Source organism: Collinsella sp. SGI.180 (genome assembly GCF_050313455.1).
Lineage (GTDB): Bacteria > Actinomycetota > Coriobacteriia > Coriobacteriales > Coriobacteriaceae > Collinsella.
Window position 1 is genome coordinate 77,660 of sequence record NZ_JBNPLL010000002.1, and the last position, 23,825, is coordinate 101,484.

A 23,825-nucleotide genomic window follows, 5' to 3' on the forward strand; every position below is an offset into this window, starting at 1 on the left:
GCTACTCCCCCTCTCTGGGCAAATCATACGCACGCGCTGTCTCGTCGTACAGCGCGCGATAGTTGGCGAGCATCTGCTCGTGCAAAAAGTACGTGGCAACGCGACGCTGGCCGCGCTCCCCCATCTCGATACGGCGGGCACGGCTTGCGCACATGCGCTCCATGGCATCGGCCAGGCCCTTGCGATACATAGGCGGCGTCACAAATCCCGCCACGCCAAAGTCGTCGCCCGGGGCGCCTTCGAGCAGCTCACGGCAGCAGCCCACCTCGGTCGTCACGCAGGGACGACGCGCGGCAAGCGACTCCAGCACGCTGAGCGGCTGGCCCTCGGAGATGCTCGTCAAAATGGTAAAGTCCAGCTTTTCCATGTACTCGACCACGTTGACGCGGCCGGTAAAGATCAGGTCGCGCACGCCCAGGGTATCGACCAGCGCGTGGCACTCGGCGCCGTACTCCTCGTCGTCCACGCCGCCCATGATATGCAGGCGCACCTTAGGGACGCGCTCGTGCAGCTCAAAGAAGGCATAGATCATGGTCTTGACGTCTTTGATGGGCGCCAGGCGCACCACCGCGCCAATGTCAACCCAGCCGTCATCGGGCTTTAAGGGAATGTCCTTAAAGCGGTCGAACTGAATGCCATTGGGGATGACCAGGCACTTGTCCGCATCGCAGCCCATGTCGATCTGCGTCTTACGGGCGTTATGAAACAAACTGGTCACGCGGAAGGCGCGACGGTAGATCTCCTCCGAAAGCAGGTAGAAAAAGCGAATCCAGCGGTCCTTAAACGACGGCACCACCCAGTCGGCGCGAATAATCTCCTCCTCGCGCTCGCGCGTGTAGATGCCGTGCTCGGTGAGCAGCACCGGCGCATGGTGAACGCTTGAACCCAAGCAGGCGAGCAGGCCGCCGTAGCCGGTCGAGATGGCGTGGTACACATCGGCCACCGGCACCTCGCTGCCCAGCAGGTAGAGCACGGGCAGCAGCATGGAGCGCATGGTATGGAATGCGTCGGCAAAAGGCGTGTAGGGGTACTCGGCCAGGCACACGTCGCGAAAGATATCCATAAACGTGCGGCTCTGCAAAAACGAGAGCGGATGCACGCGACGACGCTGGAAGATATCGAACAGCACGTCCCAATCCGGATTAGAGAGCGACACCAGGCGGCGCAGCGCATCGCGCTCGCGGTCGTTAAAGTCGGCCTCTTCCTGCTCGCCCGAAAGGCGCAAGGCGTCGTCCAGAAACACCTCGTGCACCTCGACCACGTTTTTGGGCAGCTCGTAGACAAACTTGCCGCGGTCGGCCGCATGCGCGCCAATCACCCACAGCACAAACTCGTGCTCGGGCATGGCCTGTATATAGCCGTGCATCCAGGTGGACACGCCACCGTGCACATAGGGGTAGCAACCCTCGAGTACCAAGCAGATTCTCATTTGTCGCCACCCTCCTTGCGCGCAATAGTAACCGTCTTGTCCGTAGCTTTAACCAGGTACAGGTCGCCCGTCAGATGCGTAATCTCGCCACCCGTGACTGCTCCCGGCTCGCCGTTATTGGCACGGAACATGAGCCACGCCTCGTCGTGGAAATTGCCCAGGTTAAGCGTCCAGGCATCCGCGCCTGTATTCACGCTCACCGTCACGGACGAAAAGCGCTGGATGGCGCCCGAGCATTCCGAGCCGGTCTGGCGACGCAGGTCGGGCGCAGACTTGGTAAGCCAGTCCAGGTAGTCGGTCAGGCCGCCCTTATAGATCTCCCAGCCTTGCCTGGCGCCGCGATCGGGATCGAGCAAGTCGTCCGGGTGCATAAAGTGCGTACTCACATAGTGCATGTTGAGCTCGGACACGGCAGCCAGGCGCATATAGGAATCGTCGACCATGCCGCCCGAGACAATACGCGGCTGCTCCACAATGCCATCGCTCGCCACGCTAAACTCCTGCACGTACGGCAGGTCGGTACCATCCTCAAAATACGTACTGGCGATGGTCTTAATGCGCGGCACGTCCTCGCCAATAATCTTGCGGGCGCGAGCCGAAAGGATGTTTGACGGCGGCACGTAGACCGAGCCGTGCGCGTTGGGCAGCACCTCGTCCTGAAAGGCGATAAGCTCGTTGAGCGATGCAACAAGCGTCTCCTTGTTCTTCCACGTCTTGTAGTCGTACAGCGTGCCATAGTCGGTATCCCAGAGCGCCAGCGGCTGATGGTTGTAGCCGTGAAAGCCCAGCTCTCCGCCCATCTGCAGCAGCATGCCGCCAAAGTAGCGAAACTGCGTGGTATCGGCCTGACGCGCGGGCTCGGTCTGGTTGACCGCGTCCTCGTAGTTTTCGATCATCACACCGGTAAAGCGAATGCCGTATTTTTGCGCGAGCTTTTGCAGATCGGGCCACCAGACCTTGGCATAAAAGTCGGCGATGGAAAGCCCGTAGTCGCGCTTGATGTAGGTGCCGTCGCCCGAGGGCACAGGGCTGGGAAAGTCGTCCAGATAGAAGACGGCACTGTTGATGACCGGATAGGCCGTGGCATCGCCGAGCAGGCTGATCGCCGCGGCGTAAAACCCGCGCATGACCTTGTCGTAGACACCGATATTACATACCACGGTGCGTCCGCTACCGCAGTCATTGGACCAAATGAGCGGGGCGCCTGCATCGCCGGTCTTAGCCCACACACGCGCCGTCTCGCGCAGCGAAACCGAAAGCGACGAATCAAAGGGGTCCGAGAGCCCGTAGCGCTCTCCCCCGCCCAGCATAAAGTCCTCGCTCGGCACAATGCTTTCGGCTATTACATAGTCGTATCCGGCCGATTCAATACCAAGATTGGGAGCAATCACCTGCAGATAGCTCGAATTATCCGGCGGCATGGCGAGCATAAGCGAACCGCCGGCACTCACCCAACTCATAATATCGGTCAGGTGCGTACCGAGCCCATCGAGCGACGGCATGAGCAAAATCACGCGATCGAAGGACGTCAGCGAGGGAATGGCATCCGCGCCGTCCAGGGCAAGGTCCACGTCGCGGTGCGCGATCTTCATGTCGAGCAGAATCTGGTCGAACTGCTCCTTTACGTCCTCGACGCCCGTCTGATCGGAATCGGTAATGACCAGGCACGTGGGCTTTTGACCAAATATTGCCGAGGAGGCCGGCACCGCATCGTTGGCGGCAAGCATCCCCAGCTTATGCTGGCCCGCACTGTACTGCACGCCGGCACGCTCCACCAGCAGCACGGCGGCCATGGCAATAAAGACCGCCCACACCACGAGCAGGCCCCTCCAGCGAAAATGGCCCGCACGGTCGCGGATATGCTGAACCACGCTCATCGGGCCTCCTCCCCGTCGCGCCAAAAAGCCAGCTCCTCGCGGTTGGCGGCGCTCAAGTACACATGCTGTTTGTCGATCGCATCGATCACGCGGTGGACCTCGTCACCGTCGCGGCGCATCACGGCCAGGCGCAGGCAAAGCATCCAAACCTCCTGCTCCTCGGGCGCGTCGAGCACGAGCTGGTCGGTCACGGCCTGCGCCTCGTCGATCTGGTCGACATCGGCCAGCGCCGCGGCATACCGAATGCGCAGCTCAAAGGTGTCCTCGCGCTCACAGCGGCGCGCAAGCAGACGTGCGTACTGTTGACGCTGAATCTGAGCCACGCGCCCCTCAGCCAAACCCGAGTCTAAATACTCACCAAGAAAATCGCAGTATTCGTTGAGGTTTTGCGCGCTCGGGTCGGTCTTAAAGGCGCGCTCCAGCTGCTGCAGTTTAAGGTCGGACTCCTTGGAGATCTGCGCCACCGCCGTCGCGGCATAGTGCGCCACTTCAACGTCGTCGTTCAGCTTAGCCGCCTGCAGCTGCGCCAGGTACGCATCGGGCTCCTCGGTAAGCATGGAGAGCATGAGGCGGCGCCGGTCTGCCGGGTCGTTGACGATGAGCGCCTCCTCGAGCGGGATCACGCCCGCATCGGCTTCACGGTCGTGCACCAAGATGCTGCGATGCAGCTCGTCGTTAATGCGCAGCGACTCTAGCGTGGCGTCCTTAAGGTCCGCGCCAAACACGGCGCTACGCGTGATAAGCAGCACCACCAGCAGCGGTCCCCACAACGGCACGAGTACCATCACGGCCAGCATATGCCCGCGCACCGGCAGCAGGCCCAACTTCATAAGCGTCCACAACACCAGGCAAACCAGCGCATGAATCAGCAGCAAGACGGCAGCAACGACAAGCGAGATCAAGCGACATCCCCCTCACCGTCACCGGTGTCAGCGATGTGCTGCAGAAGCGCCACGATGTCCTCGCCGTCGACGGGCTCCACCGCAATCCGCTTCGCGCTCAGGCGCTCGCGGATAATGGGGAGGTCGCTCGCCTTTGCCTGGCGCATAAGCAGGTAAAGCACGTCACCGTCGACCAGGCCCGCCGCATCGCTCTCGCGGATTGCCGACCCAATTGCGCCCACCAGCTCGCCGACAGGCTCCATGCCCGGCACCACGCGCAGGAGCAAAAAGCTGCCCATCTTGCCATCCGACAGCGCCTGCTCGGCCGCGAGCTCTTGACCAAAGGCCGCCTGCTTGAGCACGCACGTGCCATCGACGCAGCGTTTATCCTGCGCCACCGCCTCATAGTCAAAGGCACGGCCCAGCGCGCTTTCGACCAGTCCGCACAAGATGCGGAACAGGTTTTGGTAATAGAGCGTCATTTGGTTCTCGGCCGCACGACGCACAAAGATCAACACGGCGGGCGCCCCGTCGCGCTCGATCGTATATCCAAACATGGGAAGCCCCGGCGTTAGCTCGCGATTGACCCACAGGTTCGAACGACCCCCGCCGCCCAAAAGGGGTGCAAGTTGCTCAAGCGTGAGCGAGCGCGTGGCGTCTTCGGCAATCACGGGACTCGCCGCCACCAGACGTGCAAACGCCCCGCCCGAAACGTGGTAGATCGTCACCGAATTGTTTTCGAGAATCTCACCCATGAGCTCACAGCACTTGCGGTAGATGTCGCGCGGGTTGAGCACGTCGAGCTCTTGCGTCACGGCAAAGATCTTGCCAAAGCTATCGTGACGCCCCACAATCTGGCGCTTGTAGGTGCGCTTGTCCTCGATAGCATCGTGATAGAGCTGCGTGAGGAACGTATTGCGATTACGCACGAGCTCGTTTTGGTCGCGCTCCACCTTAATGGCCTCGCTATTGCGCAGCTGCACGTAGCCGCATACGGCACCCACCACAAAGTACGCGATAAACGGCAGCCAGTTGGACGGCTCGTAAAAGAGGCCCTGGAAGGTATAGCCATACTGGGTAAAGTAGCTCACAGCCAACCCAACCGATGCCAGCAGCGCCGCAACCAGACCAAAGTCCAGGCCATACAGCGTGCCGATGAGCACGACGTAGAGCAGGCGATAATCGAGCACGTTGAGCTGGGCAGATTGCGAGAACAAATACTCCAGCACCTCGAACAGGACCCAGGCAACGCCCGTCTCCAGGCATTTAATAGGCAGCGTGTGCATCTGGATGCGGTCGATGGCGGCGCGCAAGGGGTTGACCTTCCCTGCGCGGCCAGCATCCCAGCGAGCATGAATGGTCGAAAGATCACGAAACGGGTCGTAGCGCTGAAACCAGCCATAGCGAACGCGAACGATGTCGCTGACGGGCAGGGCATAGCCGGCAGAATCGCCATAGGCAACTGAAAGCCCTGGGAACAGCGCCTTGAGGGCCTCGCCCACCTCACCTGACGTGTGATGGAAGGTATCGGCAACATCGAGCGTCTCAAAGGAGGCGTCCCAGCTGTCAAAGATGCGATGCACCAGCACCGCGAGTTCCTCGGCACACAGCAGCGGAAACGGCGCGTCCTCCGCGCCCTGCAAAGCGACCGATCCGGTTGAGCACGCGTCAAATAGCGGCACCAAAAACGGGTCCTCCAGTGCGGCAGACGCGGTATACAGGAACGGCACGCGCAGGATCTTGGTTTGAACGCCCTCGCGAGCAGCGTAGTAGCGGCACAGGTCGTTGGCTGCGCGCGCGATAATGCCCTTGCCCGTTCGCCCCGTGGCATCGGCGGCACCCGCGGCACCCGCGGGCCCCGCTACATACAGCAGCTGGACCCGGCGACCCGCGCACGCACGAAAGACCGAGCGCAGCAGCTCGATATCGCCCACGATATCGGTATGCGGGGTAAGGTAATTGGATAGGTAGACCACGCGGTCGAACTCGTAGGCCTGCTCCAAGTGCTGGAGGAGCTCATTCCACGAGGCATGGGGCGACGATTCATCGCGGCGCGCTTCCGCGGCAGCGACGACCTTAACGTGGTCCCCGGGGAACGCCTTGGCACAAAAGTCATCGTCAACATATGCGGTGTTGCCAACAACCAGCACCTCCATGGCGCACCCCTCCCCTGAATTCCACATTTGCCATAGTCAAACATGCGTATTGTACGCCGTCAACGCGAGCCGGGACGCCTTTAAGGCAGTTTTAAGAACATCTTTAGAGGATGAAAACCAAGCACCCTAAGGCAAAGGCACGATAAGAGACCACTCGGAAAACAACCTTTAGAGCAAATTGACCTAAATCTCCCGACGACGAGCCCGCCCTCCAGTATGAGCTTGCGTGCGCAGTTGCTGCTACGTCCAGCAATACCAAGCGAAGTGCCATAGTAATCAAGAAGAGCGAGTACCTTAGCCACCTCTGACTCGCGAACACCCTTGGCGCCGCATTGTCTGTTCCATCCCTTGCCCCCTTAACTTGCGTCCGCGACACACACGGATGCAGGGGCGTTAAGAACAGGCTTCTCGCTCGCAGCTAGGCGCAGTCGCAAAAGTACAGTTTTTCGTATCTTTCGACGAAGCTCGTTATACGGGTAAATTCAGATCGTTTTCCCAGCTTGCGCAAATTGCGGCGCGAGCGGGCACATCTCCATACCCCACTTCAAAAGCCTTTACCTTTTTGCACAACAAAAAAGGCGACCGCCCGCGAGGACGATCGCCTTTACTGCTTCTTGTGTTGTTCGCCTTAGGCGCGAGTCTTAATCTCCTCGGTCACCTTAGCCACAAACTCATCGACGCTCATCTGAACGGTCTCGTTGGAGCGATCGCGGACGGAGATGTTGCCGGCCTCGACCTCCTTCTCGCCCAGGATGAGCATATAGGGCACGCGGTCGATGCTGCGGGCCTCGCGGATCTTGTAGCCGATCTTCTCGTCGCGGTCGTCGCAGACCACGCGAATGCCGGCCTCCTCCAGCTTGGCGCACACCTCGTGGGCGTAGTCGCGGCTCTTCTCGGAGACCGGAAGCGCCTTGACCTGCACGGGAGCCAGCCAGGTGGGGAACTTACCCGCAAAGTGCTCGATCAGAATGCCAATAAAGCGCTCGATGGAGCCAAAGCACACGCGGTGCAGCATAATGGGGCGCTTCTTGGTACCGTCGGCGTCCACGTACTCCAGATCAAAGTTGAGCGGCATCTGGAAGTCGAGCTGCACGGTACCGCACTGCCAGGTACGGCCGAGCGAGTCCTCCAGGTGGAAGTCGATCTTGGGGCCGTAGAAGGCGCCGTCGCCCTCGTTGACCTCGTAGTCCATGTGCAGCTGCTCAAGAGCGGTGCGCAGGCCCTCTTCGGCGCGTGCCCAGTCCTCATCCGAACCCATAGAGTCCTCGGGGCGGGTAGAAAGCTCAACGTGATACTTAAAGCCAAACTTCTGGTACACGGAGTCGATAAGGTTGACCACGCCCACAATCTCGTCGGTCAGCTGGTCGGGGCGCACAAACAGGTGGGCGTCGTCCTGGTTAAAGCAGCGCACGCGGAACAGGCCGTGCAGGGCTCCGCGCAGCTCGTGGCGGTGCACCAGGCCAATCTCGCCGGCGCGGATGGGCAGCTCGCGGTAGGAGTGCGGCTTGGAGGCGTACACCAGCACGCCGCCCGGGCAGTTCATGGGCTTAATGCAGTACTCTTCGTCGTCGATGACGGTGGAGTACATGTTGTCCTTGTAGTGGTCCCAGTGGCCCGAGGTCTTCCACAGCTGCTTGTTCATGATGAGCGGCGTGGAGATCTCCACGTAGCCGGCCTTGTGGTGGATCTCGCGCCAGTAGTCCAGCAGCGTGTTCTTAAGGATCATGCCGTTGGGCAGGAAGAACGGGAAGCCGGGGGCCTCGTCTCGCATCATAAAGAGGTCCATCTCGCGGCCGATCTTGCGGTGGTCGCGCTTCTTGGCCTCCTCCAGCATGTGCATGTGCTCGTCGAGCTCTTCCTTGGTGGCAAAGGCGACGCCGTTGATGCGGGTGAGCATCTTGTTGTCTTTGTCGCCCTTCCAGTAGGCGCCCGAGACACCGGTGAGCTTAAAGGCCTTGAGGGCCTTGGTGTAGCAGATGTGAGGGCCGACGCACATGTCGATGTAGTCGCCCTGCTGGTAGAAGGTGATGCGGGCGTCGTCGTCCAGATCGCCGATGTGCTCGACCTTGTACTTCTCGCCGCGCTCCTCCATAAGGGCGATGGCCTCGGCGCGGGGCTTCTCGTACACGGTGAACTTGAGGTTCTCCTTGACGATCTTTTTCATCTCGGCCTCGATCGCGGGGAAATCGTCCTCGCTGATCTTGACGCCCTCGGGCAAGTCGACGTCGTAGTAAAAGCCGTTGTCGGTCGCGGGGCCGTAGGCAAAATCGGCCTGGGGGTACAGGCGCTTGATGGCCTGCGCCATGATATGCGCGGCGGAGTGGCGGATGACGTGCGTGACCTCGTCCTGCGGGAGCTCGGCCACCGAACCGTCATTGTAGAGTGCCTTCATGGGTATGTTTTCTCCTCTCGGATGCCTTGTGCAAGTGCTGCTTGGCGCCGTGCGGTGTGCATTGCGCTTGCCGGCGCGTGCGTTTTGACTTGCATCATTATAGGCAGGTTACCTAGGTATACAAGCGCCCGCCGCACCTGAATGGCACGGCGGGCGAATTTCTACGCATGCTTCATCGCGTGGGGCGCATGCGGAGCGCGCGGCGTTCGCGCGGCGCGCGGGGCCCGTGGCTTGCGGCCGGCCCGGCGATGGATGCGCTACTGGATGCGAGTTCGGCAGTAGGGGCAGACCTTCCAGTGTGCGTCGAGCGGGCGATGGCAGCTGGGGCACACGTTGCGCACCTGGGTATCGCACACCGGGCAGACCACAAAGTCCTTCTCGATGGGCGCACCGCACTGCGGGCAGGTGCCGTACTGGGCAAGCTGACGCTCGCGCAGGGCCATGTCCAGCTCCTGCTCCTCGCGGTCGGCCGCATAGGAGTGCGGGCGCAGGACCAGGTAGGCGATGAGGCCTACAAACGGGATGAGGGCAATGATGCCCCATGCCACGTAAGCGCTGGCGCCGCGGCGACGGGCGTCAATAAACACATAGACGACCGACAGCACGTACAGGGCGATGATAAAGCCAACAAAGGCATAGATGACGCCCATAAGCTGCGGCGACATGAGCTCGGAGATGTACTTGGACATAAGGTGGGCCTTTCGGGGTAGTTACAACTCGAGTTAGTGTAACACGGGGGTTAACGATTTGGCAGGTCGCAGGCATGGGCGGATAGAAACATCTCAATCTGTAACAGGTGAGAGCGGAATCCGGGTCCAGATGTTACAAAATTAGACAAACCGTTCTCTCCCCGACTACAATCTCGATCTGTAACATCTTGGCTCCAGAATCAGTCCCTACTGTTACAGATCGAGATGAGCGGTGAGCCCTCCGTTAAATATCTCAATCTGTAACAACTAGGGGCCAGAACCCCTTCTATCTGTTACAGATCAAGACAAAGGAAAATGCCCAATCTCAATATCTCAATCTGTAACAACAACTCGGCAAAAACAGGTCTAACTGTTACAGATTTAGACATTCGAAACCGACTGATGGGTTCATCTAAATCTGTAACATCTAGACCCCAAAACGGTACCGAGATGTTACAGATCGAGACAGATGACCTCTCCCTGACTTTAAATCTCAATCTGTAACACATAGGAAATCTGTAACACATAGGACCGATTTTCTACTCTTACTGTTACAAATCAAGACAAACAGAGGGCCCGCCTGGAAACGTCTCGATCTGTAACATCTGGAACCCAACTCTTCTGCTTACCGTTACAGAACGAGACAAACCTTTGACAACAGGGGTGCCAGACGAGGTCACCGATTGACCTGAGTCTCCCCTCGCCTGCCGTTGGCGGATGCAGCGGTGCTATTCGCCGCATTGCCGCTGCGCTGGGGGTGTGCAGACCGTAGGATAGTCCTATTGACAGCCTGTCAACTCGTCTGGGAGGCACTGTGACAGAAACGTTTGATATCGCGATTGTGGGCGCGGGCATCACCGGATGCGCCATCGCACGGCAGCTCGCACGCTATGACCTGTCCATCTGCGTGGTCGAGGCGGCCAACGACATTGCCCTGGGCGCGTCGAAGGCCAACGGCGGCCTGGTGCACGCCGGCTACGATCCGGCGCCGGGCACCGTAAAGGCGCAGGTCAACGCGCGCGGCTGCGAGCTATATGGCACGTGGGCCCAGGAGCTGGGGTTTTTGTTTTGCCGCACCGGGTCCATGGTGCTGGGCTTTAGCGACCAAGACCGCGCGCAGCTGGAGCAGCTGCAAAGCAACGGGCTGGCAAACGGCGTACCCGAGTTGGCGATCATCGGGGCCGAGCGCATCCACGAGCTGGAGCCGCGCGCCAGCGCCCAGGCCACGTGCGCGCTGTGGTGTCCCTCGACCGGCTATGTCGATCCGTTTGAGGTCGCCATCGCCGCGATGGAAAACGCCGTAGCCAACGGCGTGACGTTTGTGCGCTCTGCACCGGTGGAGACGATCGAGGTAGCTCCCGGCGCTGGCGACAGGAGCGGCGACGGGACCGCTCGTTTTACGCTGGTAACACCGGCCGGTGATGTGCGCTGCCGCTATTTGATTAACGCGGCGGGCAACGGCGCCGCAGACATCACGCATATGGCGGGCGCCGAGGAGTTCCAGATGGTCTGGCGCCAGGGCAACATTGTGGTGCTGGACAAGGAGCCGCGCGCGCTCATGCCGCTCTACCCCGTTCCCACGCCGGTTTCCAAGGGCGTCATCGTTACGGGCACCGTCCACGGCAACACGGTGATCACCGCGACGGCCGCTGTGCGCGAGCCCGGCGACACGCAGACCTATGCGGGCGATGTCGACGCGCTGCTGAGCGGCGCGCGCAAGCTCGTGCCCGATCTGGACACGCGCCGCGTGGTGCGAGCGTTTGCCGGCGGGCGTCCGGTCATTAAGGGAACGAACGACTTTTTTATTGGACAGTCCGCCGTGGTGCCGGGGCTGTTCCAGGCGGCGGGCATTCAGTCGCCGGGCGTAGCGAGCGCTCCGGCCATTGCCGAGCGAATGGAGCAGGTGCTGCGCGAGGCGGGCGTTGCTTTGCGCGAGCGGGCCGATTGGGATCCGATTCGCCGTGCGCCGGACGACTTTGATCGCGCGCCGCTTGCGCGCAAGGAAGAGCTGATCGAGTCCGACCCCGCGTGGGGGCAGATTGTCTGCCGCTGCGAGACGGTGCCCGAGGCCGAAATCGTGGCAGCGATCCGACGCCGCCCGGGTGCGGTTTCGGTCGAGGGCGTCAAACGCCGCTGCCGTGCCGGCATGGGTCGGTGCCAGAGCGGCTTTTGCCAGAGCCGCGTGGTGGCGATTCTGGCCCGCGAGCTGGGCTGCGACTCCAGCGAGGTACCGTTGGAAGACGATGGATCCTGGCTGGTAGAGGGACCGTTGAAGGGAGTGCGCTAGGATGGCGACGAGTATCGATATGGGTGCGGTATCGGGTGTCGAGTGCACTTGCGCAGATGCCGACAGGGCATCAATTGCTGCCGGCGCCGTGCAGACGCAGGCGTTCGACGTAGTCGTTATCGGCGGCGGACCTGCCGGCATGGCGGCCTCACTTGCCGCACACAAGGCCGGAGCGCGCGTGGCCATCGTGGAGCGCGAACAGCACCTGGGCGGCATCCTGCGCCAGTGCATCCACCCGGGCTTTGGCCTCTCACACTTTAAGCAGGAACTGACCGGTCCCGAGTACGCACAGCGCTTTATCGACCAGGTGCGCGAAACCGATATCGCACTGTTCCTGGACAGTATGGTGATTGGGATCGACTCAAGCGAGGACAAAGTCGCAGGCACGGGCGCAAGTGGCGCGGCGAGCGATGCCTCGGCACACACCGTCACGCTCATGAGCCCCGCCGGCATGTTGCAGCTCATCGGGCGCGCCGTCGTCCTTGCCATGGGGTGTCGCGAGCGCACGCGCAGCGAGATCAAGATTCCCGGCAGCCGCCCCGCCGGCGTGTTTACCGCCGGCCTGGCGCAGCGATACATCAACATCGACAACCTCAAGCCCGGCTCGCGCGCCGTCATTTTAGGCTCGGGCGACATTGGGCTCATCATGGCGCGTCGCTGCACGCTCGAGGGGATTTCGGTCGAGGGCGTGTACGAGCTTATGCCATACGCCAACGGCCTGCGCCGCAATGTAAAGAATTGCCTGGACGATTTTGGCATTCCGCTGCACCTGTCCACCACCGTCACACGCGTGATTGGGCACGACCGCGTGGAGGCCGTCGAGGTGAGCCAGGTCGACGAAAATCTGGCGCCCATTCCGGGGACCGAGCGCATCGTTCCGTGCGACACACTGCTGCTTTCGGTAGGTTTGATTCCCGAGAACGAGCTTTCGGTAGGCGCGGGTGTTGAGCTTGACCCGCGCACGCGCGGCGCCGTGGTGGACCAGAGCCTGCAGACGGGCGTGCCGGGCATCTTTGCCTGCGGCAACGTGCTGCACGTGCACGACCTGGCCGATAACGTGACGACCGAGTCCGAGCGTGCCGGTGCGGCTGCGGCGACGTACGCGCTGGGGACCGGCGCGGATGTCGAGACGGGCGTTGGCTGCCAGCTCACGGTCTCCCCTGCCGACATTGCCGGCTACGCGCTGCCGGGACGCATTACGGCCGTGGCACTCACCAGGCTCAACTTCCGCGTGCGCCGGCCGGTCGATGCCGCCCGAGTGCGCATTCTGGCGGGCGACGAGGAACTGCTTACGGGCAAGGTCCGCGCGTTTAAACCGAGTGTTATGGAAAGCTTCCCGCTGCCGGCAAAGGTGATACAGCGAGCGCTCGACCTGGGTGCCAGCGAGATTATCCTTTCCGTCGAGCCCGTCGAGGAGGCATAGCCATGGGCACAAATGCGATCGAGACGCTACAGTTCAACTGCACCACCTGCCCATCCGAGTGCCTCCTTACGGTGGAAGTGGAGCGCGGGGCCGACGACCGCGTGGCGACGGTGCGCGCCGTGACCGGCAACAGCTGCCCGCGCGGCGATAAGTTCGCACATCAGGAGCTCACCTGCCCCATGCGCGTCCTCACTACCACCGTGGCGGTATCAGGCGGCGACGAGGCGCTGCTGCCCATTCGCACGGCCGAAGCCATCCCGCTCGAACTCCATGCCCAGACCATGGACCTCATCCGCGGCCTAGTGGTCAAAGTCCCCATCCGCATGGGCGATGTAGTCCTCCCCAACCTCCTAGACACCGGTACCGACCTCATCGCCAGCATGGACATCGACCCGGCCTAAGCAGCTCGTTTGGGACGGTGCTCTTTTAGCTACCCCGCATCCGCCCCGCCCCTCCTCAATTGCGGTGAAATAATTCACGATTTCCGCCAAAACCCCGGCATCAAGGAACTATTCCACCGCAACTTGCCTTGGGATCGGTATTTAGCTTGTGCCTACTTTAGTGCCATTTCAAAACTATGCCGGATTACGGGGCTGATTCGGAGATCCCCACCCATACCGGCAATTTTCGATTTTTGATAAGCCTTCTACCTGCGGTTTTAATTTCGCTATTTTTCCCATGGTCAAGTAATACAGGTCCAGCCCCGTAATCCGCCATAGTTTTGAAACCAGCCCATTTGGGACGGGACCATATTGACTACTTTTACCTATCAGCTCGCATGTTTGACGCAGCTAAAAGAGCCCCGTCCCAAATTGACTACCCTGGCATTGGGGATACCATGGTGGCAACCTAACGAAAGGACGATGTATGGCACATGTCGATGACCAGCGCGTGGCACGCGTGCTCGATGCGCTCGAGGCTCAGCACCCCGGCGCGCAGCTGCTCGTAAACGACCCGTGGTCGATTTATTACCTGACCGGCTTTTATGCCGATATGTTCGAGCGTTTTTGCGGCGTACTGCTCGCACGCGGTAGCGAGCCCGTGATCTTGGTCAACGCGCTGCATCAGCTGCCCGAGTATGACAATGCCCGCGTCGCGTACCACACCGATACCGACGTCGTGGCCGACGCCATCGCTCGCGAGGTTGATCCGACCAAACCGCTCGGCATCGACACCGTCATGCGCTCCGGCTTCTTGATGCCCCTTATGGAACGCCATGCCGCGTGCGAATTCTTCCTAGGCGATTTTGCCGTGACCGCCGCGCGAACCTACAAAGACGCCGCCGAGCAGGAGCTTATGCGCGTGTCCTCGGCCGCTAACGACGCCGTGATGGCCGACGCGATCGAGCTCGTCCACGAAGGCGTGACAGAGCGCGAGATCGCCGACCAGATGCTTGGCCTGTATCGCAAGCACGATTGCGAGGGCTTTAGCTTTCCGCCCATCGTGAGCTTTGGCGCCAACGCCGGCGACCCGCACCACGAGCCAGACGATACGGTACTCAAGCGTGGCGACGTGGTACTGTTCGACATTGGCGGGCGTCGCCGCAACTATTGCTCGGACATGACGCGCACGTTCTTTTGGGGCGAGCCGGACGAGGAGACGGCACGCATCTACGACATCGTGCGCCGCGCCAACGAGGCCGCCGAGGCGCTCATCGCCCCGGGCGTGCGCATGTGCGACCTGGACCGTGCCGCGCGCGACGTGATTGAGGACGCGGGTTATGGCAAGTACTTTACGCACCGTCTGGGACACTCGATCGGCCTGCAAGACCACGAGCCGGGCGACGTCTCGCTCGTCAACGAGCAGGTCGTGGAGCCGGGCATGACGTTTTCCATCGAGCCGGGCATCTACCTCCCCGGCCGCACCGGCGTCCGCATCGAGGACCTTGCCCTGGTCACCGAGAGCGGCGTCGAGATCCTCAACGCCTACCCCCACGATCCTGTCCGCCTAGACTAGGCAATGCGGCAAAGGGACAGCCCCTTTGCCGCATCACATGAATGCCGCCACGAAATGGGCCTATCTACTACGTTTAACCCGCATGGGGCGACCATGCGGGTATTTTTTGAAAATTGGCAAGCCTTCTACCTGCGGTTTTGATTTTGCGATTCTCGGCATGGTTGAGGGTAGCCGGTCAAACGTAGTAGATAGGCCCATTTCGTGGCGAGCAGGCAAACTAGCTACCCTGCGGAAGGGATCTAGCGGAGCAGACCGGCAACTTCGCCGGTCAGGGTGATGGTACCTGCTGCTACGAAGGGCTCGCCTGCGGCCTCAAAGGCTGCGAGGGCCTCGGACACGCTGGGGTACACGCCTGCGAGCTTATCGGAGTCCACCAGGGCAGCAAGCTCCTCCGCCGGCAGGGCGCGATCGGAATCGGTCTGTGTGACGACCACGCGCGGGAAGGCCGGGATCAGCACGTCGACGATACCCGCCACGTCCTTGTCTGCCAGCGCGGCGCACAGCAACGTGGGGCGATTCTCTACGCGCGGATCGATCTCGTCCAAGGCGCTCACAAAGTTCTCGCAGCTCTGGGGGTTATGGCAGGCGTCGATCAGCTTGAGCGGGTCGGTTCCCAACACATCAAAACGGCCCGGCGTAGGGCAGCCCATAAGCGAAGCATCAAGCGCCTCGTGGTCGAGCTCGCGACCCAGATACCCCTCGCAGAGCATAATCGCGCACGCGGCATTCTGCGGCTGATACGCCGGCTTAACCATGCTCGACGTATAAATCGCACGCGGCGTGGTACAGCTAAACTCAACCGTATCGCCCACATGCGCCGGCACCTTGGTCGTGGCGTGGCTCACCACCAGCGGCACCACACCACACTCGCGACAACGGGCATCCATAACGCGCTGAACGCTCGGCTCATGCGTGCCCTCGCCCAGCACAACCAGGCGTCCGGGCTTAATGACGGCGGCCTTCTCCCCCGCAATGGCCTCGAGCGTATCGCCCAGAATGCGCGTGTGGTCGAGTCCGATGCCCGTGATGGCAACGGCAACGGGATCGGTCGCGCTCGTGGCGTCCCAGCGACCGCCCATGCCGACCTCGAGCACGGCAACATCCACGCGAGCCTCGGCAAACACCACAAGCGCGGCGGCCGTCAGCAGGTCAAACGGCGTGATGGTATAGGCACGCTCCCCCGCCACCACGCGGCGCGCATTCACTCGATGCCCCGCCTCAACAGCAGCAGAAACGCCACGGGCAAACGCCTCATCGCTCACGACGTGCCCATCGACCTCCATGCGCTCGGGATAGCGAACAAGCTGCGGCGACGTATAAAGCGCAGCCTTGAGCCCCTCGCCGCGAAGGATAGCAGCCGAAAAACGCGCCGTCGAAGTCTTGCCATTGGTACCGGCAACCTGAATGCAATCAAAGTACTCGTCCGGCCGCCCCAGCTCATCGAGCATATCGACAACTGTCTCGAGCAGAGGACCAGCATCCCCAGAAATCCGCCCCGTATCGGCAGCAAGCCCCACAGCCTCACTAAACGAAAGCAAATCAAACGAGAAAGGAACGACATACGACCCAGAACGCTTAGCCATAACCCAAAGTCCCCTCAACATAAAAAGAGGCCCGAATCAACAACGAGCCCTTCCCATTCAAAATATCAGCCAAACACCGCTTTGCAGCAGAATCAAGGCCACAGCCAAGTGGCCTAACCCACCAGTTGCAAACAACCACGTAAACGACCTGGGAGCGGTTTGGGGCTTTGCTCGATACAAGTTCCGCACGAGCCGAAGGCCACTTAATGTGGCCTTCGTGCGAGCAGGACTGTCCGCAGTAGCGAGCAATGCCCCAAACCGCGTCCCCCAGTAACGCCTACGAGAAGTCAGCAACCTGAGCAGTCAGCGCCTCCAGGATCTCCTTGAGCTCAGCTGCACGGTCCCTCTTCTTCTGGACCACCGCGGGCGCGGCCTTGGCCACAAAGCCCTCGTTGGCGAGCGTCTTCTCGCAGCCGGCGAGCTCCTTCTGGGCCGCGGCAATCTCCTTCTCCAGACGTGCCTTCTCGGCCGAAAGGTCAACCTTGCCCTCGAGCACCACAAAGACCTCGACGCCGCTGTCGACCACGGCGATGCTCGCGGCCGGCTTCTCAACATCGGTACCCATGACCAGCGAGGCGGTATTGGCCAGCGGCTCGATGGTCGAGCGCAGGCTCTCGAGCTTCTCGATGTCCTCGGCACCGGCACGCACGACCACGTCGAGCTCGGCCTTGGGGCTCAAGCGATAACGCGAACGCGTGGCGCGGGCGGCAGAAACGACGGTGCGACACAGCTCAAACGCGCGCTCAGCGTCCTCGTCGACATACTTGACATAGTCGGCAGGCTCGGGCCACTTGGCGATCATGAGCGCCTCGGCGCGGTCCACGTTGCCCTCGGCGTCCAGGTCGAGCACGCTCGCCGGCATGTTGTCCCAGATCTCCTCGGTGACAAACGGCATGAGCGGGTGCATCAGGCGAATAGAGGTATCGAGCACAAAGATCAGGTTTCGCTGCGCCTGGAGACGGCCCTCGCCCTTCAGGCGCGCCTTGGTGACTTCGACGTACCAGTCGCAGACCTCGTTCCAGAAGAACTGCTGAACGCCGCGGGCCATGTCGCCAAAGGTGTAGTTCTCGATGCCCTCGGTGACCATCTTGACGGCCTTGGCCAGACGGCTGAACATCCAGGCGTCGGCCGGCGTCTCCACGACAGGCTCGCCGGGCGTGTAGCCCTCCATGTTCATAAGCAGGAAGCGGCTGGCGTTCCAAATCTTGGTCACAAACGACTTGGCCTGCTCGGTACGCGGGCTGTCGATAAGCTTCTTGGTCTTCTTATCGATGTTCGCGTCAAACTTGACATCCTGGTTGTTGGTGCAGAGCGTCAGCAGGTTGAAGCGCATGGCGTCGGCACCGTACATGCCAATGAGGTCCATGGGGTCAACGCCGTTGCCCTTGGACTTGGACATGCGGCTGCCGTCCTTGGCAAGAATCGTCGGGTAGATGACGACGTCCTTAAACGGCACCTCGTCCAGGAAGTACAGCGAGCTCATGACCATGCGGGCGACCCACAGCGCGATGATGTCGCGCGCGGTGACGAGTGCCGTCGTGGGGTGATGTCCCTCGAGCAGCTCCGGCTTTTGGGGCCAGCCCTGCGTGGCGAAAGTCCACAGCTGCGAGCTGAACCAGGTGTCCAGCACGTTCTCGTCCTGATGCACGTGGCGACCGCCGCACTTAGGGCACACGTCGGTGTCCTCGGTAAGGGCATCCTCCCAGCCGCAGTCCTCGCAGTAGAACACGGGAATACGGTGGCCCCACCACAGCTGGCGGCTGATGCACCAGTCCTTGAGGTTCTCCATCCAGGTGGTATAGGTCTGCGTCCAACGCGCGGGGTGGAAGGTCACCTTGCCGGAGTTGACGGCATCGAGCGCCGGCCCCTTGAGCTTGTCGACGGCCACAAACCATTGCTCGGACAGCCACGGCTCCAGTGCGGAGTCGCAACGGTAGCAGTGCATGACGGAGTGATCGTGATCCTCGACGTGATCGAGCAGGTCGTGCTCCTCAAACCACTTGATGACGGCCTCGCGGCACTCCTCGCGGGTCATGCCGATAAACTCGCCGTAGCCCTCGACGACCACCGCATGCTCGTCAAAGATGTTGATCTGCGGCAAGTCGTGGGCCTGACCCATGGCGTAGTCGTTGGGGTCGTGGGCCGGGGTGACCTTGACAAAGCCGGAGCCAAAGTTGGCGTCGACATGCCAATCCTCAAAGATGGGGATCTCACGGTCGACGATGGGGAGCTTGACGGTCTTACCCACAAAGGCGGCCTTCTCGGGGTCCTTCGGGGAGACAGCCACGCCCGTGTCGCCGAGCATGGTCTCGGGGCGCGTAGTGGCGACGACGATGTAGTCCTGGCCGTTGACCGGCTCGGTCAGCGGGTAGCGCAGGTGCCACAGGTGACCCTTCTCGTCCTTGTACTCGGCCTCGTCGTCCGAGATGGCGGTGGTGCAGTTGGGGCACCAGTTGACGATGCGCTTGCCGCGGTAGATCAGGCCGTCGTGGTACCAGTCGCAGAACACCTTGCGCACGGCCTGGGCGTAGTCCTCGTCCATGGTAAAGCGCTCGTTATCAAAGTCGACGGAGCAGCCCATACGCTTGATCTGCTCGACGATGATGCCGCCGTACTCGTGGGTCCAATCCCAGCAGGCGTCGACAAACTTATCGCGGCCGATCTCCAGGCGGCTGATGCCCTCGCTCTTGAGCTTCTTGTCGACCTTGGTCTGCGTGGCGATGCCGGCGTGGTCGGTACCGAGCACCCAGCGGGTGGACCTGCCGCGCATGCGGGCCATGCGGATGATGGCATCCTGGATGGAGTCGTCGGTGGCGTGACCCATGTGGAGCTTGCCGGTCACGTTGGGAGGCGGAATGGTGACAGTGCAGTCGCCCACGCCCTCACGGCGCTTGTAGTAGCCGCCGTCGAGCCACTTCTGCAGGATCGCCGGCTCGTTGGTCGACGGATCGTAGTTTTTGGGCATCTCTTCCATATATCTCTCCCGTCCCACCGGGGAGGAATGTAGGCCCGCCAGGGTCTGCATTCCTCCCCTTAGGTATCGATTACTTCAGTCTGATACGACTTCGCTGAGGCTTAAACAAACACACAGAATAACACAGGTAGTTGGGGTTATTGCGTATATATAAAATAGCCTCCGACCGCGGGTGGTCGGAGGCTATTCAAATTCACATTTGCGAAACCTACCATTTAGGGACAGGTTTATTTTGGTCGGTTTTATATGGGCAAACGTCATTCTCCCTGATAAAACCTGCCAAAATAAACCTGTCCCTTTTTGGCAGGTTTACCCGTAGATGCGCTGGGGCTGTTCGGTGCCCTTTACGGAGGCTTCGGTCACGATGACCTTGGCGACTCCTTCCTCGCTCGGCAGGTCGAACATCGTCTGCTGCAGCACGTCCTCGCAGATGGAGCGCAGGCCGCGGGCGCCGGTCTTGCGGGCAAGCGCCATGCGGGCAATCTCGTGCAGGGCGGCGTCCTCAAACTCAAGTTCAACGTCCTCGAGCTGGAACATCTTGCGGTACTGACGCACAACGGCGTTCTTTGGCTCGGTCAGGATCGACACCAGGTCGTCCTCGTCGAGCGCCTGTGTCTGGGTGACGACGGGCGTACGTCCCACAAACTCGGGGATCATACCAAAGGCGTTGAGGTCCTGCGGGAGCACCTGACGCAGCAGGTCGTTCTCGTCGACCGAGGTGGGGCCGGCGATCTCGGAGTTAAAGCCCACGCCCTTGTTGCCCACGCGATCGGCGATAATCTTGTCCAGACCCACAAAGGCACCGCCGCAGATAAACAAGATATTGGTCGTGTCGATCTGCAGCAGCTCCTGCTGGGGGTGCTTGCGGCCGCCGGTGGGCGGAACGCTTGCCACCGTGCCCTCAAGGATCTTAAGCAGCGCCTGCTGAACGCCCTCGCCCGAAACGTCGCGGGTGATGGAGAGGTTCTCGGCCTTGCGGGCGATCTTGTCGATCTCGTCCACGTAGATGATGCCGACCTGCGCACGCTCGATATCGCCATCGGCAGCATTGATGAGCTTGAGCAGGATGTTCTCCACGTCCTCGCCCACGTAACCGGCCTCGGTGAGTGCGGTGGCGTCGGCGATGGCAAACGGCACCTCGAGGATGCGCGCGAGCGTCTGGGCGAGCAAGGTCTTACCGGTACCGGTGGGACCGAGCAGCAAGATGTTGGACTTGGCGAGCTCCACCTCGTCCATATCGTCGTCGAGCCGCGAACCCGCACCCGAGGCCTCGTCAAAGGCCGAAAGCGCGGCGCCGCCCTCGATCACGCGACGGTAGTGGTTGTACACGGCAACCGACATGGCGCGCTTGGCGTCTTCCTGACCCATGACATAGGCCGAAAGCTCGTCATAGATCTCGTGCGGGGTCGGCACGTGCGTGATGACCTGACGCACGTCGTCCTCGAGCTCAAAGCCCTCGGGCTCGGGATCCATGGCAGGCTGCCCGGCAGCCTGACCGTGGTCGTTGAGGAAGCCCGGCAGCTTGCCGTTGCAGGCGGCATCCATAAAGTCCGAAGCCAGCGACTCCTCCAAGATCTCGGAGCAGGCGGCAACGCACTCGTCGCAGATAAAGATGTTGGTAGGGCCCTTTACAAGGCGGCGCACCTGACCCTGCTCTTTTCCGCAGAAGGAGCAGCGGATGGGGTTGCCGTTCTCGTCAAAGTTGTCCTGCATGTTACCGGCCATCATAGGCGTCCTTCGCGGCAAGATCGCGCGAGGTGACGATACGGTCGATCAGGCCGTAGTCAAGCGCCTCGGCAGCGGTCAGGTAGTTGTCGCGCTCGGTATCGGCCTGGACCTTCTCGATCGGCTGGCCCGAGGCGTCGGACAAGATCTGGTTGAGCTCGCGACGGGTCTTCTTGATCTCCTCGGCCACGATCTCGATCTCGGTCTGCTGACCCTGGGCACCGCCACTGGGCTGGTGAATCATGACCTTGGAGTGCGGCAGGCAGAAGCGCTTGCCCTTGGCGCCGGCCGAAAGCAGCACGGCGGCCATAGACGCAGCCATACCGACGCAAATGGTGGAGACCTGCGGCTTGATAAAGTTCATAGTGTCCAGAATCGCCAGGCCCGAGTAGACCTCGCCACCGGGCGAATTGATGTAGAGCGAGATATCCTTCTCGGCATCCTGGCTCTCAAGATGCAGCAGCTGGGCAACGACCAGGTTGGCGCTGACGGAGTTGATCTCCTCGCCCAAGAAGATGATGCGGTCGTTGAGCAGGCGCGAATAGATATCGTAGCTGCGCTCGCCGCGCGGCGTCTGCTCGATAACGTATGGCACGAGGGCGGAATCGAACTTAGCGATCATACGCATCTCCATTTCTCTCTTGCGGACCAAATTGGTTCTAGATAAACGTACGGTGCCCGCATGCTATGCATTGGCTGGCACCGTACGAAGCAACCGAATAACCGGTTTATAACTTTACCCCATCACGGGCGCCTGCATGCGCTCGCGGGAAAGGTGGCGAGAATTACTCGGCGTCCTTGGCGGTCTCGTCGACCTCGGTCACCTTGGCGTTCTCGACCAGGTGGTCGACGGCCTTGGAGCGACGGATGGACTCGCGGACGGCAGGCATGCGTCCATCGGCGATGAACTCGGCCTTGGAAGCCTCGACGTCCTTGACGCCAGCCTTCTCGAACTCGGCGTTGACGTCGTCCTCGGTGACCTCGATCTTGAGCTCACGGGCGAGAGCGTCGAGCGCCAGGGACTCGCGGGCAACATCGTTGGCCTGCTTGTGCAGGTCGCCGATGAACTGCTCCATGGTCAGGCCGGAAGCGGGCAGCCAGGTGTCCAGCGTCATGCCGCGGGCAGCGAGGTTGGACAGGAAGTTCTGGCCAAGCTCCTCAAAGACAGACTGCTCGTAGTCGGCGTCCATCTCCTCGAGCTGCAGACGCTCGGCGAGAGCGGCGACGCAACGGTTCTCCTTCTCGGCCGGAAGGCGGGAAGCCTTGTCCTGCTCGATCTCGAGCTTGATGGCGTCGCGCATAGCGTCGATGCTGTCGAAGCCAAAGTCGGACTTGACAAGCTCGTCGGTGAGCTCGGGGGTGTTGCGGACCTTGATGCCCTTGACGGTGACCTCGACGGTGTGGGTCTCGGCCTCCTCGCCATCCTCGACCTCGTCGGTCCAGGTGACGGTCTTGACGTCGTCGACGTTAGCACCGATCAGAGCCTCGTTGAACTCCTTGGGGTTGCTGTCGCTACCGGCGATGAGCATGCGGCCCTCGGCAGCGAAGTTGTCGGCGTTCTCGACGGCCTTGAGGTCGACGGTAACGTAGTCCTCGGCCTCGACGGCACGATCCTCGACGTCCTCGAAGGTGGCACGGTAGTTGAGGAGCATCTCGACCTGCTTGTTGATCTCGGACTCGGTGACCTCCGCGGGAGGCATCTCGATCTCGACGGCGTCGTAGGAGGAGAGCTCGGCGGCAGGACGCAGAGAGAACTCGACGGTGTAGGTGTAGTCCTCGTGATCCTTGGCGAGGTCGAGCTCCTTGTAGTCACCGTTCTTAGTGGGGACGATGTCCAGCTCGTTGAGGACGGCGGGCTCGTTGGCGGCGATCAGATCGTTGGTGGCCTGGGCGAGGGTGGCCTCGGCGCCAAGAGCAGCGTCGATGACCGGACGGGGAGCCTTGCCGGCACGGAAGCCCGGGAAGCGGTACTTCTTGGCGGTGTCCTTGTAGGCCTTCTTGATCGCGGCGTCGACGTCGGCGGCCGGGATGGTGACCGTAGCGGTGAGCTTGGCGTCCTTGACGTCAGAAGCGGTGATGTTCAACACGTTCCTCCTCATACTGCCCAGCTTATCTGAGGTGCTGGTACCTTTATGCAACAAAGTGTCGCGACGGCCGAGGCCGACGCAGGTGCGTTGGTGCGGGCGAAAGGACTCGAACCTTCACGGGAATCCCACCAGAACCTAAATCTGGCGCGTCTACCAATTCCGCCACGCCCGCATGAGCGCACAGACTAGGAATGATAGCAGATACGAACGGCAAGCGCACGCACACCTTTTTAGGCCCACGACCTCACCACGAGTTACAGCGGAACAGGGTAGCTAATTTGGGACGGGGCTTTTTTAGCTACCCCGCTTGTGGGGGTAGCTAAAAAAGCCCCGTCCCAAATTAGCTACCCCCATCGGCTATCTCCC

Annotated in this window: 15 protein-coding genes and 1 tRNA gene; 4 read left to right on the forward strand and 12 right to left on the reverse strand. The window is 61.3% G+C overall.

Annotated features, from left to right (window positions below; genetic code table 11):
- Position 1: 1 nt before the first annotated feature.
- The 6 genes from pelF to ACQRAP_RS01210 all read right to left on the reverse strand — a co-directional run bounded on the left by pelF (position 2) and on the right by ACQRAP_RS01210 (position 9,424).
- Complete coding sequence (gene pelF, locus ACQRAP_RS01185; protein ID WP_427794691.1) at positions 2–1,429, reverse strand: GT4 family glycosyltransferase PelF; 1,428 nt, start codon at positions 1,427–1,429, stop codon at positions 2–4.
- Positions 1,426–3,306: a DUF2194 domain-containing protein gene (locus ACQRAP_RS01190; protein ID WP_427794692.1), complete on the reverse strand. Its 1,881-nt coding sequence runs from the start codon at positions 3,304–3,306 to the stop codon at positions 1,426–1,428. The genes pelF and ACQRAP_RS01190 overlap by 4 nt, the downstream gene beginning before the upstream one ends.
- Positions 3,303–4,208 (reverse strand): hypothetical protein, encoded by a 906-nt coding sequence (locus ACQRAP_RS01195; protein ID WP_427728720.1) that lies wholly within the window; start codon positions 4,206–4,208, stop codon positions 3,303–3,305. Before ACQRAP_RS01195 ends, ACQRAP_RS01190 begins: the two co-directional genes overlap by 4 nt.
- Entirely contained in the window at positions 4,205–6,343 is a 2,139-nt protein-coding gene (locus ACQRAP_RS01200; RefSeq protein WP_427728718.1) for a DUF4118 domain-containing protein, read from the reverse strand. The genes ACQRAP_RS01195 and ACQRAP_RS01200 overlap by 4 nt, the downstream gene beginning before the upstream one ends.
- 628 nt (positions 6,344–6,971) lie before the next feature.
- Complete coding sequence (gene thrS, locus ACQRAP_RS01205) at positions 6,972–8,735, reverse strand: threonine--tRNA ligase (protein WP_035138071.1); 1,764 nt, start codon at positions 8,733–8,735, stop codon at positions 6,972–6,974.
- 257 nt (positions 8,736–8,992) lie between these two features.
- The gene (locus tag ACQRAP_RS01210) at positions 8,993–9,424 is read right to left on the reverse strand and encodes a double zinc ribbon domain-containing protein (protein WP_006234085.1); all 432 of its coding nucleotides are present in this window, start codon (positions 9,422–9,424) and stop codon (positions 8,993–8,995) included.
- An 814-nt stretch (positions 9,425–10,238) separates the two neighbouring features.
- On the opposite strand from ACQRAP_RS01210, the gene ACQRAP_RS01215 reads away from it, so the two are divergent.
- The 4 genes from ACQRAP_RS01215 to ACQRAP_RS01230 all read left to right on the forward strand — a co-directional run bounded on the left by ACQRAP_RS01215 (position 10,239) and on the right by ACQRAP_RS01230 (position 15,090).
- Positions 10,239–11,711 (forward strand): NAD(P)/FAD-dependent oxidoreductase, encoded by a 1,473-nt coding sequence (locus ACQRAP_RS01215; RefSeq protein ID WP_427794693.1) that lies wholly within the window; start codon positions 10,239–10,241, stop codon positions 11,709–11,711.
- Between the two features lies 1 nt (position 11,712).
- The gene (locus ACQRAP_RS01220) at positions 11,713–13,134 is read left to right on the forward strand and encodes an NAD(P)/FAD-dependent oxidoreductase (protein ID WP_427794694.1); all 1,422 of its coding nucleotides are present in this window, start codon (positions 11,713–11,715) and stop codon (positions 13,132–13,134) included.
- A 2-nt stretch (positions 13,135–13,136) separates the two neighbouring features.
- Positions 13,137–13,535: a DUF1667 domain-containing protein gene (locus ACQRAP_RS01225; protein WP_427794695.1), complete on the forward strand. Its 399-nt coding sequence runs from the start codon at positions 13,137–13,139 to the stop codon at positions 13,533–13,535.
- Between the two features lie 466 nt (positions 13,536–14,001).
- Entirely contained in the window at positions 14,002–15,090 is a 1,089-nt protein-coding gene (locus tag ACQRAP_RS01230) for a M24 family metallopeptidase (RefSeq protein WP_427794696.1), read from the forward strand.
- A gap of 239 nt (positions 15,091–15,329) precedes the next feature.
- Here ACQRAP_RS01230 and ACQRAP_RS01235 read toward each other — a convergent pair whose 3' ends face one another.
- The 6 genes from ACQRAP_RS01235 to ACQRAP_RS01260 all read right to left on the reverse strand — a co-directional run bounded on the left by ACQRAP_RS01235 (position 15,330) and on the right by ACQRAP_RS01260 (position 23,631).
- Complete coding sequence (locus ACQRAP_RS01235) at positions 15,330–16,673, reverse strand: bifunctional folylpolyglutamate synthase/dihydrofolate synthase (protein ID WP_427794697.1); 1,344 nt, start codon at positions 16,671–16,673, stop codon at positions 15,330–15,332.
- Positions 16,674–16,950: 277 nt separating this feature from the next.
- A complete protein-coding gene (locus ACQRAP_RS01240; protein ID WP_427794698.1) occupies positions 16,951–19,647 on the reverse strand; it encodes a valine--tRNA ligase in 2,697 nt (898 codons plus the stop codon).
- A 309-nt stretch (positions 19,648–19,956) separates the two neighbouring features.
- On the reverse strand, positions 19,957–21,372 hold the full coding sequence (gene clpX / locus ACQRAP_RS01245; protein ID WP_427794736.1) for an ATP-dependent Clp protease ATP-binding subunit ClpX: 1,416 nt from the start codon (positions 21,370–21,372) through the stop codon (positions 19,957–19,959).
- Positions 21,362–21,994: an ATP-dependent Clp protease proteolytic subunit gene (locus ACQRAP_RS01250; protein ID WP_427794699.1), complete on the reverse strand. Its 633-nt coding sequence runs from the start codon at positions 21,992–21,994 to the stop codon at positions 21,362–21,364. Before ACQRAP_RS01250 ends, clpX begins: the two co-directional genes overlap by 11 nt.
- Before the next feature lie 163 nt (positions 21,995–22,157).
- Positions 22,158–23,459 carry a trigger factor gene (gene tig / locus ACQRAP_RS01255; protein ID WP_427794700.1) on the reverse strand — a complete coding sequence of 434 codons (1,302 nt, stop codon included), beginning with the start codon at positions 23,457–23,459 and terminating at the stop codon, positions 22,158–22,160.
- Positions 23,460–23,547: 88 nt separating this feature from the next.
- Positions 23,548–23,631, reverse strand: a tRNA-Leu gene (locus ACQRAP_RS01260).
- Positions 23,632–23,825 lie beyond the last annotated feature (194 nt).